The 12,574-nt window shown below is 57.6% G+C and carries 14 protein-coding genes; 11 read left to right on the forward strand and 3 right to left on the reverse strand.

What is annotated here, in order from left to right; genetic code table 11:
• Window positions 1–118: 118 nt before the first annotated feature.
• Window positions 119–553, reverse strand: coding sequence for a Z-ring associated ZapG family protein (locus AC1D2P_RS04720; RefSeq protein WP_223523185.1), 435 nt, complete (start codon window positions 551–553; stop codon window positions 119–121).
• A 144-nt stretch (window positions 554–697) separates the two neighbouring features.
• Between AC1D2P_RS04720 and AC1D2P_RS04725 the strand changes: the two genes are divergently transcribed.
• The 3 genes from AC1D2P_RS04725 (at window position 698) to zapE (ending at window position 3,893) form a co-directional block, all read left to right on the forward strand.
• Window positions 698–1,327: an alpha/beta hydrolase gene (locus AC1D2P_RS04725; RefSeq protein ID WP_477758036.1), complete on the forward strand. Its 630-nt coding sequence runs from the start codon at window positions 698–700 to the stop codon at window positions 1,325–1,327.
• 24 nt (window positions 1,328–1,351) lie between these two features.
• Entirely contained in the window at window positions 1,352–2,707 is a 1,356-nt protein-coding gene (locus tag AC1D2P_RS04730) for a tryptophan--tRNA ligase (protein ID WP_477811325.1), read from the forward strand.
• Window positions 2,708–2,798: 91 nt separating this feature from the next.
• Complete coding sequence (zapE, locus tag AC1D2P_RS04735; RefSeq protein WP_223523190.1) at window positions 2,799–3,893, forward strand: cell division protein ZapE; 1,095 nt, start codon at window positions 2,799–2,801, stop codon at window positions 3,891–3,893.
• 58 nt (window positions 3,894–3,951) lie between these two features.
• On the opposite strand, the gene AC1D2P_RS04740 is transcribed toward zapE, so the two are convergent.
• Entirely contained in the window at window positions 3,952–4,848 is an 897-nt protein-coding gene (locus tag AC1D2P_RS04740) for a GlxA family transcriptional regulator (protein WP_175649035.1), read from the reverse strand.
• Between the two features lie 243 nt (window positions 4,849–5,091).
• Between AC1D2P_RS04740 and AC1D2P_RS04745 the strand changes: the two genes are divergently transcribed.
• Complete coding sequence (locus tag AC1D2P_RS04745; protein ID WP_109787522.1) at window positions 5,092–6,228, forward strand: acyl-CoA dehydrogenase family protein; 1,137 nt, start codon at window positions 5,092–5,094, stop codon at window positions 6,226–6,228.
• A gap of 118 nt (window positions 6,229–6,346) precedes the next feature.
• Here the strand turns inward: AC1D2P_RS04745 and AC1D2P_RS04750 are convergent, their stop codons facing one another.
• Window positions 6,347–7,387, reverse strand: a complete 1,041-nt coding sequence (locus AC1D2P_RS04750; protein ID WP_477757962.1) for an NADP(H)-dependent aldo-keto reductase — start codon at window positions 7,385–7,387, stop codon at window positions 6,347–6,349.
• Window positions 7,388–7,632: 245 nt separating this feature from the next.
• On the opposite strand from AC1D2P_RS04750, the gene rplM reads away from it, so the two are divergent.
• The 7 genes from rplM (at window position 7,633) to AC1D2P_RS04785 (ending at window position 12,521) form a co-directional block, all read left to right on the forward strand.
• The gene (gene rplM, locus AC1D2P_RS04755; RefSeq protein ID WP_007905295.1) at window positions 7,633–8,061 is read left to right on the forward strand and encodes a 50S ribosomal protein L13; all 429 of its coding nucleotides are present in this window, start codon (window positions 7,633–7,635) and stop codon (window positions 8,059–8,061) included.
• Between the two features lie 14 nt (window positions 8,062–8,075).
• Entirely contained in the window at window positions 8,076–8,468 is a 393-nt protein-coding gene (gene rpsI, locus AC1D2P_RS04760) for a 30S ribosomal protein S9 (RefSeq protein ID WP_002555064.1), read from the forward strand.
• 268 nt (window positions 8,469–8,736) lie between these two features.
• On the forward strand, window positions 8,737–9,330 hold the full coding sequence (petA, locus tag AC1D2P_RS04765; protein WP_046026711.1) for a ubiquinol-cytochrome c reductase iron-sulfur subunit: 594 nt from the start codon (window positions 8,737–8,739) through the stop codon (window positions 9,328–9,330).
• Window positions 9,330–10,541, forward strand: a complete 1,212-nt coding sequence (locus AC1D2P_RS04770) for a cytochrome b (protein WP_046026710.1) — start codon at window positions 9,330–9,332, stop codon at window positions 10,539–10,541. Before petA ends, AC1D2P_RS04770 begins: the two co-directional genes overlap by 1 nt.
• Window positions 10,541–11,323, forward strand: coding sequence for a cytochrome c1 (locus tag AC1D2P_RS04775; protein WP_046026709.1), 783 nt, complete (start codon window positions 10,541–10,543; stop codon window positions 11,321–11,323). Before AC1D2P_RS04770 ends, AC1D2P_RS04775 begins: the two co-directional genes overlap by 1 nt.
• 150 nt (window positions 11,324–11,473) lie before the next feature.
• Window positions 11,474–12,091 carry a glutathione S-transferase N-terminal domain-containing protein gene (locus AC1D2P_RS04780; RefSeq protein WP_007905304.1) on the forward strand — a complete coding sequence of 206 codons (618 nt, stop codon included), beginning with the start codon at window positions 11,474–11,476 and terminating at the stop codon, window positions 12,089–12,091.
• Window positions 12,092–12,107: 16 nt separating this feature from the next.
• Window positions 12,108–12,521 (forward strand): ClpXP protease specificity-enhancing factor, encoded by a 414-nt coding sequence (locus tag AC1D2P_RS04785; protein WP_046026708.1) that lies wholly within the window; start codon window positions 12,108–12,110, stop codon window positions 12,519–12,521.
• Window positions 12,522–12,574 lie beyond the last annotated feature (53 nt).

The following is a 12,574-nucleotide window of genomic DNA, read 5'->3' on the forward strand; positions in this document are numbered from 1 at the left end:
CTATGGTGACGTGAAATAAGCGCAATCCCTATACCAACCTGACTGAACCCCAGGCGTAAAAAAGCCCGCCCGATCCTCAACAGATCGGGCGGGCTTTTTTGTGTCGCGCGAAACCTGATTACTTCTTCAGTCCGTAATGCTCATCGAGCATGCCCGGCGCGTTCGGGGACTTGGGTGCGTAGTCGCGAGGCGGCTCCTGATTGCGCGGCGGCGTCAGACGCTCGCGTGGGGCCGTCGTCGCATCGGCGTGCAGGGCGGCCAGCAAGCGTTGGCGAGTCTGCTCGTCCAGGGCCAGGCGGTTGGCACCCTCGGCGAGATGATCCTGAACTTCCTGATAGCTCGCAGTCAGTTTTTTGACCAGGTTTGCAGTGCTGTTGAAGTGGGTGACCACCTCGTTCTGATAACTGTCGAAACGTTCCTGAATGTCATCCAGCTGACGTTGCGTGCTGCTGGGCGCGGCATTCGGCACCAGGCGAGCGATCAGGAATCCAATGGCGACACCCACAACCAGGGCAAGAGTCGGTAACAACCAAACTAAGAGCGAGTGTTCCACGAGTCCTTCCTCTATAAACGGCTTTGCTTTACGTTAACGGCTCGAACCTGCGCTGTATACCGCGATTCACTCGCAATAGATTGGCACAGACAATTTGCTAGACGAGTCGACCCGATTCGAGGTCACGGAGTTCCTTCCTTGCTTATGCGCGAAACCCATGTAGTGATTGATGGCCCGGTGGGTCAACTGGAAGCTTTGTATCTGGATAATGAGCAGCCACGCGGCATTGCGCTGATCTGCCACCCGAACCCGGTGCAGGGCGGCACCATGCTCAACAAAGTAGTCTCGACCCTGCAGCGCACCGCGCGCGACGCCGGTTTGATTACCTTGCGATTCAATTACCGTGGCGTCGGCGCTAGTGAAGGCACGCACGACATGGGCACCGGCGAGGTCGACGACGCTCAGGCAGCCGCCGAATGGCTGCGGGCCAAGCACCCTGACTTGCCACTGACCCTGTTCGGTTTTTCCTTCGGCGGTTTTGTTGCCGCAAGTCTCGGCGGGCGCCTGGAAGCGCAGGGGGAGCAGATCAAGCACCTGTTCATGGTTGCGCCGGCGGTGATGCGCCTGGGCGATCAGGATCAACTGCCGCAACACGGCGAGCTGACCCTGATCCAGCCGGAAACCGACGAAGTGATCGACCCGCAAGCCGTCTACGACTGGTCCGAGAAACTCGATCGCCCCCATGAGCTGCTGAAAGTGGCAGAATGCGGACACTTTTTTCATGGCAAGCTGACCGATCTCAAGGATCTGATCCTGCCGCGTCTTTCGAATTGATTGCAGTCTGACAAGCGATTACCCATGACGACTCGTACCCGTATCCTCACCGGCATCACCACTACCGGCACGCCACACTTGGGCAACTACGCCGGCGCCATCCGCCCGGCGATTGTCGCCAGCCGTGACAGCAATGCCGATTCGTTCTACTTCCTGGCCGACTACCACGCCCTGATCAAATGCGATGACCCGCTGCGTATCCAGCGCTCGCGTCTGGAAATCGCCGCGACCTGGCTGGCCGGTGGCCTGGATGTGGATCGCGTGACGTTCTACCGCCAGTCCGACATCCCGGAAATCCCCGAGCTGACCTGGCTGCTGACCTGCGTCGCCGCCAAGGGCCTGCTCAACCGTGCCCACGCCTACAAGGCCTCGGTGGACAAGAACGTCGAGACCGGCGAAGACCCGGACGCCGGCATCACCATGGGCTTGTACAGCTACCCGGTGCTGATGGCCGCGGACATTCTGATGTTCAACGCACACAAGGTGCCGGTCGGTCGCGACCAGATCCAGCACGTGGAAATGGCCCGCGACATCGGCCAGCGCTTCAACCATCTGTTCGGTCAGGGCAAGGAATTCTTCACCATGCCTGAGGCATTGATCGAAGAAAGCGTTGCCACGCTGCCAGGCCTCGACGGTCGCAAGATGTCGAAGAGCTACGACAACACTATTCCGTTGTTCAGCAGCGCCAAAGAGATGAAGGACGCGATTTCGCGGATCGTTACCGACTCCCGCGCACCGGGTGAAGCCAAGGACCCGGACAACTCGCACCTGTTCACACTGTTCCAGGCGTTTGCTACGCCAGCTCAGTCTGATGAGTTCCGCAGCGAACTGTTGCAGGGCCTGGGTTGGGGCGAGGCGAAGAATCGTTTGTTCCAACTGCTCGACAGCGAACTGGGCGAGTCCCGCGAGCGTTATCACCAGTTGATCGAACGCCCGGCGGACCTCGAAGACATGCTGCAAGTGGGCGCCAAAAAGGCCCGTGCAGTCGCGACGCCGTTCCTCCACGAACTGCGTGAAGCGGTCGGCCTGCGTTCTTTCGTGGCTCAGACGCAAGTCGCCGCCACCACCAAGAAGAAAGYCGCGAAGGCTGCGCGATTCGTCAGCTTCCGCGAAGACGACGGCAGTTTCCGCTTCCGTCTGCTGGCGGCCGATGGCGAGCAACTGTTGTTGTCGCGTAACTTCGCCGATGGCAAAACCGCAGGCCAAGTGACCAAGCAACTGCAAGCAGGCCAGCCTCTGGACGTGCGCAACGAAGACCTGAGCTTCAGCGTCTGGCTGGAAGGCGAGTGCGTGGCAGACAGCCCGGCGTTCGCCGACAGCTCGGCCCGCGACATCGCCATCGACGCCCTACGCGTTGCGCTGACACCGGTTCAGGAATAAATCAGCGGCTCGTCCCGACCAAGGGCCGATTGCCATTCCCACGGGCCATCGCTACAGTGACGGCCCGTTTTTGTTGCCTTGCTAACGAATTATGACGCCCCTAGAACGATATCAAGCTGATCTGAAGCGCCCGGAATTCTTCCATGACGCCGCGCAGGAAACGGCCGTGCGCCATTTGCAGCGCCTGTACGACGATCTGGTCGCGGCCTCGCAGAACAAACCGGGCCTGCTCGGCAAACTGTTTGGCAGGAAAGAGCAGGCGCCGGTCCGGGGCCTGTACTTCTGGGGTGGCGTGGGTCGCGGCAAGACTTACCTGGTCGACACCTTCTTCGAAGCGCTGCCGTTCAAGGAAAAGACCCGTACTCACTTCCACCGCTTCATGAAGCGTGTGCACGAAGAGATGAAGACCCTCGGCGGCGAAAAGAACCCGCTGACCATCATCGCCAAGCGTTTCTCCGACGAGTCGCGAGTGATCTGCTTCGATGAATTTTTCGTTTCCGACATCACCGACGCCATGATTCTCGGCACCTTGATGGAAGAACTGTTCAAGAACGGCGTGACCCTGGTCGCGACTTCGAACATCGTGCCGGACGGTCTGTACAAGGACGGTCTGCAACGTGCGCGCTTCCTGCCGGCCATCGCGCTGATCAAGCAGAACACCGACATCGTCAACGTCGACAGCGGCGTCGACTACCGTCTGCGTCACCTTGAACAAGCGGAGCTGTTCCACTTTCCGCTGGATGAAGCCGCTCAGGAAAGCCTGCGCAAGAGCTTCCGTGCGCTGACGCCGGAATGCACGGCAGCGGTCGAAAACGACGTGCTGATGATCGAGAATCGCGCTATCCGTGCCGTGCGCACCTGCGATGACGTGGCCTGGTTCGACTTCCGTGAACTGTGCGATGGCCCGCGTAGCCAGAACGATTACATCGAATTGGGCAAGATTTTCCACGCCGTATTGCTCAGCAATGTCGAGCAGATGAGTGTCACCACTGATGATATCGCCCGTCGCTTTATCAACATGGTCGACGAGTTCTACGACCGTAACGTCAAACTGATCATTTCTGCCGAAGTCGAGCTTAAAGACCTCTACACCGGCGGCCGCTTGAACTTCGAGTTCCAGCGCACGCTCAGCCGTCTGCTGGAGATGCAGTCCCACGAATTCCTGTCTCGGGCGCATAAGCCTTAAACAGATTCGGTAAATAAAAAGGGCCTGCAAATGCAGGCCCTTTTTTATGCGCTGAAGACTAAGCCGCCTGCTGAAACTGCTGCCGATACTGGTTCGGGGACAGTTCGGTGTGTTGACGGAACAGGCGCGCAAAGAAGCTCGCATCGTCGTAACCGACCTCATAGCTGATGGTCTTGATGCTCTTTCGGCTGCCGGACAGCAAGCCCTTGGCTGTTTCGATGCGCAGGCGTTGCAGGTAATGCAGGGGCTTGTCGCCGGTCGCGGTCTGGAAGCGGCGCATGAAGTTGCGAATGCTCATGCCATGTTCGCGGGCCACGTCTTCAAAACGGAATTTGTCGGCGAAATGGTCTTCGAGCCAGTGCTGGATCTGCAGGATGATCACGTCCTGGTGCAGCTTCTGCCCACCAAAACCGATGCGCCCCGGTGAATAGCTGCGCTGGACTTCATACAGAATGTCCCGCGCCACGGCTTGCGATACGTTGGCGCCGCAGAAGCGCTCGATCAGGTAGATGTAGAGGTCGCAGGCCGAGGTGGTGCCGCCAGCGCAATACAGGTTGTCGGCGTCGGTCAGGTGTTTGTCCTGATTGAGCTGAACCTGTGGAAAGCGCTCGGCGAAAGCGTTGAAGAAACGCCAGTAAGTGGTCGCTTCCTTGCCGTTGAGCAGGCCCGCCTCTGCGAGCCAGAACACCCCGGTCGCTTCGCCGCACAACACCGCGCCGCGAGCATGTTGCTCGCGTAGCCATGGCAGGACCTGTGGATAACGTTTGCAGAGGGTGTCGAAGTCGTCCCAGAAGGCAGGGAGGATGATGACATCGGCATTTTCCAGGCCGCCGTCCACTGGAATGATCACATCGCTGAAGCTGTTCACCGGTTTGCCATCGGGGCTGACCAGACGGGTTTCGAAGGTCGGCGTCAGGCCCTGGCCCAGCTGTTTTCCATAGCGCAGGCTGGCCAGATGGAAGAAATCCTTGGCTTGCATGAGGGTGGAAGCGAAAACCCGGTCGATCGCCAGGATGCTGACGCGCCGCAGGGGCGTGGAGACTTGCTTAGACATAATTCAACTTTATTTTTATAAGGGAAAGTGGTCATCAAACGGCTGGATCGTCTTATTTTTTGTCGGATGTGTCCAGTGTCCTGTGTCGGACGCGAGGCTTAGTCTCTGGAGGTCAAGTCCTCTAACAATAACGACAGGTGCCGCATGATCCCCAGAACCTTGTTCAGTTCCGAGCACGAACTCTTTCGCGACAGCGTGCGAACGTTCCTCGAAAAAGAAGCCGTGCCGTTCCATGCACAATGGGAAAAACAAGGCTTTATCGACCGCAAGCTCTGGAATAAAGCGGGGGAGGCGGGGATGCTGTGCTCGCACTTGCCGGAGGAATACGGCGGGCTGGGGGCAGACTTTTTGTACAGCGCGGTGGTGATCGAAGAGGTCGGACGCCTGGGGTTGACCGGGATCGGTTTTTCCCTGCATTCGGACATCGTGGCGCCGTATATCCTGCATTACGGCAGTGAAGCGCTGAAGCACAAATACCTGCCAAAACTGGTGTCAGGCGAGATGGTCACGGCGATCGCCATGACCGAGCCGGGTGCCGGTTCCGACCTGCAAGGGGTAAAGACCACGGCGGTGCTGGATGGCGACGAGTACGTCATCAATGGGTCGAAAACCTTCATCACCAACGGCTTTCTGGCGGACCTGGTGATTGTCGTGGCCAAGACTGATCCAAAGGCCGGGGCGAAGGGCACCAGCCTGTTTCTGGTGGAGGCCGACACACCGGGTTTTGACAAGGGCAAGCGTCTGGAAAAGGTCGGTATGAAGGCTCAGGACACGTCGGAGCTGTTCTTCCAGGACGTTCGTGTCCCCAAGGAAAACCTGCTGGGACAGGCCGGTATGGGCTTCGCTTACCTGATGCAGGAACTGCCGCAAGAACGCCTCACCGTGGCCGTCGGCGGGCTTGCGTCCGCTGAAGCTGCGTTGCAATGGACGCTGGACTACACCCGCGAGCGCAAGGCGTTTGGCAAGGCGATTGCCGACTTCCAGAACACACGCTTCAAGCTGGCGGAGATGGCCACCGAGATCCAGATTGGCCGGGTTTTCGTCGACCGCTGCCTGGAGTTGCACCTGCAAGGCAAACTGGATGTGCCGACAGCGGCGATGGCCAAGTATTGGGGCACGGACCTGCAATGCAAGGTGCTCGACGAATGCGTGCAGTTGCATGGCGGCTACGGCTTCATGTGGGAATACCCGATTGCCCGGGCGTGGGCAGATGCGCGAGTGCAGCGGATTTATGCCGGCACCAACGAGATCATGAAAGAGATTATTGCGCGGTCGCTTTGACCTTGCGGTGATTATCAGACCGCTATCGTCGGAACGCCGCCCGGAGCCGGCTCACTCCTACAGGGATTGTGCAAAACCTGTAGGAGTGAGCCTGCTCGCGATTGGATCTATGAATCCATCAAGGCGCCGGGTTCGGGTGATCCTTGTGGATCGCCTCAATCCCCTCCAGCACTTCATCCGACAGCTTCAGCTCGAAGCTGGCGATATTGCTCTCCAGTTGTTCCATCGTCGTCGCGCCAATGATGTTGCTGGTGACGAACGGTTGCTGGGTCACGAATGCCAATGCCATCTGCGCCGGGTCCAGACCGTGTTCACGGGCCAGGGCGACGTAACGGCTGCACGCTGCTTCCGATTGTGGATTGAAATAGCGGCTGAAGCGGCTGTAGAGGCTCAGGCGGCCTTTCGGTGGGCGCGCGCCACCTTCGTACTTGCCCGAGAGAAAACCGAACGCCAGCGGCGAATAAGCGAGCAGGCCGCATTGTTCGCGAATGGCGATTTCTGCCAGGCCGACTTCAAAGCTGCGGTTGAGCAGGTTGTACGGGTTCTGGATCGACACGGCGCGCGGCCAGCCACGGGCTTCGGCCAGGGCGAGGAAGCGCATGGTGCCCCATGGCGTTTCGTTGGACAGGCCGATGTGGCGGATCTTGCCGGCCTTGACCTGCCCGTCCAGCGCTTCGAGGGTGTCTTCCAGCGGCGTGAGATTGGCTTCGCTCTTGTGTTTGTAGCCCAATTGGCCGAAGAAATTGGTGCTGCGTTCGGGCCAGTGCAGTTGATACAGATCGATGTAGTCGGTTTGCAAGCGCTTGAGGCTGGCATCTACGGCTTCTGTGATGTGCTGGCGGTTGTGGCGCAGGTTCTTGTCGCGGATGTAATCGATGGTGTTGCCGGGGCCGGCGATCTTGCTGGCGAGGATCCAGTCGGCGCGATCACCGCGACTTTTGAAGTAATTGCCGATGTAGCGTTCGGTGGTGGCGTAGGTTTCGGCCTTGGGTGGCACCGGGTACATTTCGGCGGTGTCGATGAAATTGATCCCGGCATTTTTGGCCCGTTCAATCTGGGCGAAGGCTTCAGCTTCACTGTTTTGCTCGCCCCAGGTCATGGTTCCGAGGCAGATGGCACTCACATTCAGATTGGTTCGGCCTAGCTGGCGATAGTCCATCGGGTGCTCCTTGAGCAAAACAATCATAAAAGCAGGTTGAATTATTTTTCGCAATCTGCATAATTGCGCACCTCTTTCTGCAGTGGAAGTGATGCGCCGCCGCCGAAGAATCTTGCCGTTGAACGGACGCGCCGACCCGAGCCCCCGAAAGCGTCTGTATCCGGCTGCCTTTGACTTGTCAAAGTACGCACTATTCAGTAAGATCCGCCGTCTAATTTACAGGGCGGCCCCTGAGGCTATAAAGAATGAAAACTTTTACTGCTAAACCGGAAACAGTACAGCGCGACTGGTTTGTCGTCGACGCTGCAGGTCAGACCCTGGGTCGTCTGGCCACCGAAATCGCGAGCCGTCTGCGTGGCAAGCATAAAGCTGAGTACACTCCTCACGTTGACACCGGCGATTACATCGTCGTTATCAATGCCGAGCAGATTCGTGTAACCGGTGCTAAAACCACCGACAAAATCTACTACTCCCACTCCGGTTTCCCGGGCGGCATCAAGTCGATCAACTTCGAAAAGCTGATCGCTAAAGCCCCTGAGCGCGTGATCGAGACCGCGGTCAAAGGCATGCTGCCTAAGAACCCGCTGGGTCGCGACATGTATCGTAAGCTGAAAGTCTATGCGGGCGCTGTACACCCTCATACTGCTCAGCAGCCCCAAGAACTGAAGTTTTAACGGAATAGTTCATTATGTCGGCGACTCAAAATTACGGCACTGGCCGTCGCAAGACCGCAACCGCACGCGTTTTCCTGCGTCCGGGTACTGGTAACATCTCCATCAACAACCGTTCGCTGGATAATTTCTTCGGCCGCGAAACTGCCCGCATGGTAGTTCGTCAGCCGCTGGAATTGACTGAGACTGTCGAGAAGTTCGACATCTACGTCACCGTGATCGGCGGTGGTGTAAGTGGTCAAGCTGGCGCAATCCGCCACGGTATCACTCGCGCTCTGATGCAGTACGACGAAACCCTGCGTGGCGCTCTGCGCAAAGCTGGCTTCGTTACTCGCGATGCTCGTGAAGTTGAACGTAAGAAAGTCGGTCTGCGTAAAGCGCGTAAGCGTCCGCAGTACTCGAAGCGTTAATACGCTTTCACGTTCAAAAAAGAACGCCCAGTTTCCTCACGGAGCTGGGCGTTTTTTTTGTGCGTGCGATTATCAAAGAATTGCGCTGTGACAACTTGCCACATCCGTAGAGCCCCTATACTACAAGGCTTGGCAGTGGAGCCCCTCGGTAATTACCTTGTCAGAATTGGGGCTTTTCATTACCATTCGGCAAAATTTTTATAAGCACATAGATTTACTTAGTAGATGCCTGATTTAACAGGCCACAAAGCTGATGGGAGAGGACTGAATGAGCAATGACGGCGTGAATGCAGGCCGGCGTCGCTTCTTGGTAGCAGCCACATCCGTGGTGGGTGCTGCAGGAGCGGTGGGGGCTGCGGTCCCGTTCGTGGGGTCATGGTTTCCCAGTGCCAAGGCGAAAGCCGCAGGTGCACCGGTGAAAGTGAATGTCAGCAAAATCGAGCCAGGCCAGCAGATGATTGCTGAGTGGCGCGGCCAGCCGGTTTTCATTGTCCGCCGTACCGAGGAAATCCTGGGGAACCTGAAAAAGATCGAGGGCCAGCTCTCCGATCCGGATTCCAAGAACTCCACGCAACCTACATATGTTGATCCGGAGCTGCGTTCGATCAAGCCAGAGATTCTGCTGCTGATCGGTATTTGCACGCACCTGGGTTGCTCTCCGACCTTCCGTCCCGAAGTGGCACCCGCTGATCTGGGCAAGGACTGGGTAGGTGGCTATTTCTGCCCTTGCCACGGTTCCCATTACGATCTGGCTGGCCGCGTCTACAAGTCGCAACCTGCGCCTTTGAACCTGCCAGTTCCCCCGCATTCCTATGAGACCAATGACATCATTGTCATTGGCGTCGATACGGAGAAAGCGTGATGAGCAAGTTCATGGATTGGGTTGATGCGCGCTTTCCCGCGACCAAAATGTGGGAAGACCATCTCAGCAAGTACTACGCCCCGAAGAACTTCAACTTCTTCTATTTCTTTGGTTCCCTGGCGCTGCTCGTTCTGGTCAACCAGATCGTCACCGGTGTCTGGCTGACCATGAGCTACACCCCGTCGGCGGAAGAGGCGTTTGCGTCCGTCGAATACATCATGCGCGACGTCGAGTACGGCTCGATCCTGCGTCTGCTGCACTCCACTGGCGCTTCGGCGTTCTTCATCGTGGTCTATCTGCACATGTTCCGTGGCTTGCTCTACGGTTCGTACCAGAAGCCGCGTGAGCTGGTGTGGGTGTTCGGCATGCTGATCTACCTGGCGCTGATGGCTGAAGCCTTCATGGGTTACCTGCTGCCGTGGGGCCAGATGTCCTACTGGGGTGCCCAGGTGATCATCTCGCTGTTCGGTGCGATCCCGGTCATCGGTAACGACCTGACCCAGTGGATCCGTGGTGACTACCTGATTTCCGGGATTACCCTGAACCGCTTCTTCGCCTTGCACGTTGTTGCCCTGCCAATCGTGATTCTCGGTCTGGTGGTGCTGCACGTTCTGGCGTTGCACGAAGTCGGCTCGAACAACCCGGACGGCGTGGACATCAAGAAGTACAAAGACGAAAACGGCGTACCGCTGGACGGCATTGCCTTCCACCCGTACTACACCGTGAAAGATATCGTCGGCGTGGTGGTGTTCCTGTTCATCTTCTGCTCGATCGTGTTCTTCTTCCCGGAAATGGGCGGCTACTTCCTCGAGAAGCCAAACTTCGAAGTGGCGAACGCCTTCAAGACCCCAGAGCACATTGCTCCGGTCTGGTACTTCACGCCGTTCTACGCGATTCTGCGGGCGATTCCGGACAAGCTCCTGGGCGTTATCGCCATGGGCGCCGCCATTGCTGTGCTGTTCGTCCTGCCGTGGCTGGACCGTAGCCCGGTCAAGTCGATGCGCTACAAAGGCTGGCTGAGCAAGATCTGGCTGTGGGTGTTCTGCATTTCGTTCGTGATCCTGGGCGTGCTGGGCGTGTTGGCGCCAACTCCAGAGCGGACGTTGCTGTCGCAGGTGTGCACCTTCCTGTACTTCGCCTACTTCATTCTGATGCCGTTCTACACCAGGCTCGAGAAGACCAAACCGGTTCCGGAAAGGGTGACTGGCTGATGAAAAAGTTATTTTTTGCACTGATTTTTGCTGCTCTGCCTGTCCTGTCCTTCGCGGCCGAACACGGTGGTCCCGAGCTGGAAAAGGTCGATATCGACGTTTCTGACAAGGCTGCCCTGCAGGATGGCGCGCGTACCTTTGCCAACTATTGCATGGGTTGCCACAGCGCCAAGTTCCAGCGTTACGAACGTGTCGCCGATGACTTGGGCATTCCCCATGATCTGATGCTCTCGAACCTGGTGTTCACGGGCGCCAAGATTGGCGACCACATGAGCATCGGCATGCAGCCGGCAGACGCCAAGGCCTGGTTCGGTGCGGCTCCGCCCGACCTGACGCTGGTGGCTCGTGTTCGTGGTACTGACTGGCTCTACGGCTACCTGAAGTCGTTCTACGAAGATCCGTCGCGTCCATGGGGCGTGAACAACAAGGTCTTCCCGAACGTGGGTATGCCTAACGTCCTGGCGGGTCTGCAAGGCCGTCAGGTCGTGGGTTGCAAGCAGGTTCAGATCGTCGAAGACGGCAAGAAGCAATTTGATCCTCTGACCGGTACGGCGCTGACCCATGAAGCGTGCGATCAGTTGACCATCGTGCCGAAAAGCGGTGCTTTGACCCAAGAGCAGTTCGATGAGAAGGTCAAGAATCTGGTAACCTTCCTGGCTTACTCGGCTAACCCGGTTAAGCTGCAACATCAGCGCATAGGTACATACGTTTTGCTGTACCTGGCATTCTTCTTCGTATTCGCTTATTTGCTCAAGCGCGAATACTGGAAAGATGTGCACTGATAAAGCTTCAAGCTATTGCTGTTAATCGCGCGCGCCCAAGGGCGCCTCTGAAGGTGTAACGAGCCTGGTGAACCAGTCGTTACGGGAGGCGCCCTCTGGGCGCGCTCGTTTTTCCGCTTTCGATAATTTCTACAAGCGAGGAGGACCGCCATGGGCGTGACCAATCGGTTGGCCTGTTACTCCGACCCCGCCGACCACTATTCCCACCGAGTGCGTATCGTACTTGCAGAGAAGGGTGTCAGCGCCGAGATCATTTACGTGGAAGCTGGTCGTCAGCCGCCTAAACTGATTGAGGTGAACCCTTACGGAAGCCTGCCCACCCTGGTCGATCGTGACCTGGCGTTGTGGGAGTCGACCGTGGTGATGGAATATCTGGATGAGCGTTACCCGCACCCGCCCTTGCTGCCGGTTTATCCTGTGGCGCGTGCCAACAGCCGTTTGCTGATTCATCGTATACAGCGTGACTGGTGTGGCCTGGTGGATCTGATCCTGGATTCGCGGACCAAGGAAGCCGCCCGCGTTGTCGCTCGTAAAGAGTTGCGCGAAAGCCTGACGGGTGTGTCGCCGTTGTTCGCCGACAAGCCATTTTTCCTCAGCGAGGAACAAAGTCTGGTGGATTGCTGCCTATTGCCAATACTCTGGCGATTGCCAATTTTGGGTATTGAACTGCCGCGGCCTGCCAAGCCGCTGCTTGATTACATGGAGCGCTCGTTTGCGCGTGAGGCTTTCCAGGCAAGTCTGTCTGGTGTCGAACGCGATATGCGCTAAGGCTTAAGGAGCCGCTATGAACTCCAGTCGACCTTATCTGGTCCGCGCGCTCTACGAGTGGATTGTGGACAACGATTGCACCCCGCACATGCTGGTCAATTCCGAATATCCATCGGTGCAGGTGCCTCAGGGTTTTGCCAGTGACGGACAGATTGTCCTGAACGTGTCGCCACAAGCTGTGCGTCACCTGCACATGGATAACGAGGCGGTCAGTTTTGAAGGGCGTTTCGGCGGTGTGCCGCACACCTTGTACGTGCCTATCGCATCGATTCTGGGTATTTACGCCCGGGAGAATGGCCAGGGCATGGTGTTCGATCTGGAATCGCCTATGGAAGACGAGGAAGAGATCGAGCCGGATGATGATCTTCCGCCACCCGACAGCGAGCCGCCGCGTCCCAGTGGTCGACCCAGTTTGAAAGTGGTGAAGTAATAAAAAAGGCGATCCGGATGGATCGCCTTTTTTATTGCGTGTAGGAGCACGGC

It is taken from the genome of Pseudomonas sp. P1_F1_2, assembly GCF_056405815.1.

Excerpts from the sequence above, each read along its gene's own strand:
- AC1D2P_RS04725 (WP_477758036.1), top strand. The coding sequence starts at position 698 with ATGCGCGAAACCCATGTAGTGATTGATGGCCCGGTGGGTCAACTGGAA.
- zapE (WP_223523190.1), top strand. The coding sequence starts at position 2,799 with ATGACGCCCCTAGAACGATATCAAGCTGATCTGAAGCGCCCGGAATTC.
- AC1D2P_RS04745 (WP_109787522.1), top strand. The coding sequence starts at position 5,092 with ATGATCCCCAGAACCTTGTTCAGTTCCGAGCACGAACTCTTTCGCGAC.
- AC1D2P_RS04750 (WP_477757962.1), bottom strand. The coding sequence starts at position 7,387 with ATGGACTATCGCCAGCTAGGCCGAACCAATCTGAATGTGAGTGCCATC.
- rplM (WP_007905295.1), top strand. The coding sequence starts at position 7,633 with ATGAAAACTTTTACTGCTAAACCGGAAACAGTACAGCGCGACTGGTTT.
- rpsI (WP_002555064.1), top strand. The coding sequence starts at position 8,076 with ATGTCGGCGACTCAAAATTACGGCACTGGCCGTCGCAAGACCGCAACC.
- petA (WP_046026711.1), top strand. The coding sequence starts at position 8,737 with ATGAGCAATGACGGCGTGAATGCAGGCCGGCGTCGCTTCTTGGTAGCA.
- AC1D2P_RS04770 (WP_046026710.1), top strand. The coding sequence starts at position 9,330 with ATGAGCAAGTTCATGGATTGGGTTGATGCGCGCTTTCCCGCGACCAAA.
- AC1D2P_RS04775 (WP_046026709.1), top strand. The coding sequence starts at position 10,541 with ATGAAAAAGTTATTTTTTGCACTGATTTTTGCTGCTCTGCCTGTCCTG.
- AC1D2P_RS04780 (WP_007905304.1), top strand. The coding sequence starts at position 11,474 with ATGGGCGTGACCAATCGGTTGGCCTGTTACTCCGACCCCGCCGACCAC.
- AC1D2P_RS04785 (WP_046026708.1), top strand. The coding sequence starts at position 12,108 with ATGAACTCCAGTCGACCTTATCTGGTCCGCGCGCTCTACGAGTGGATT.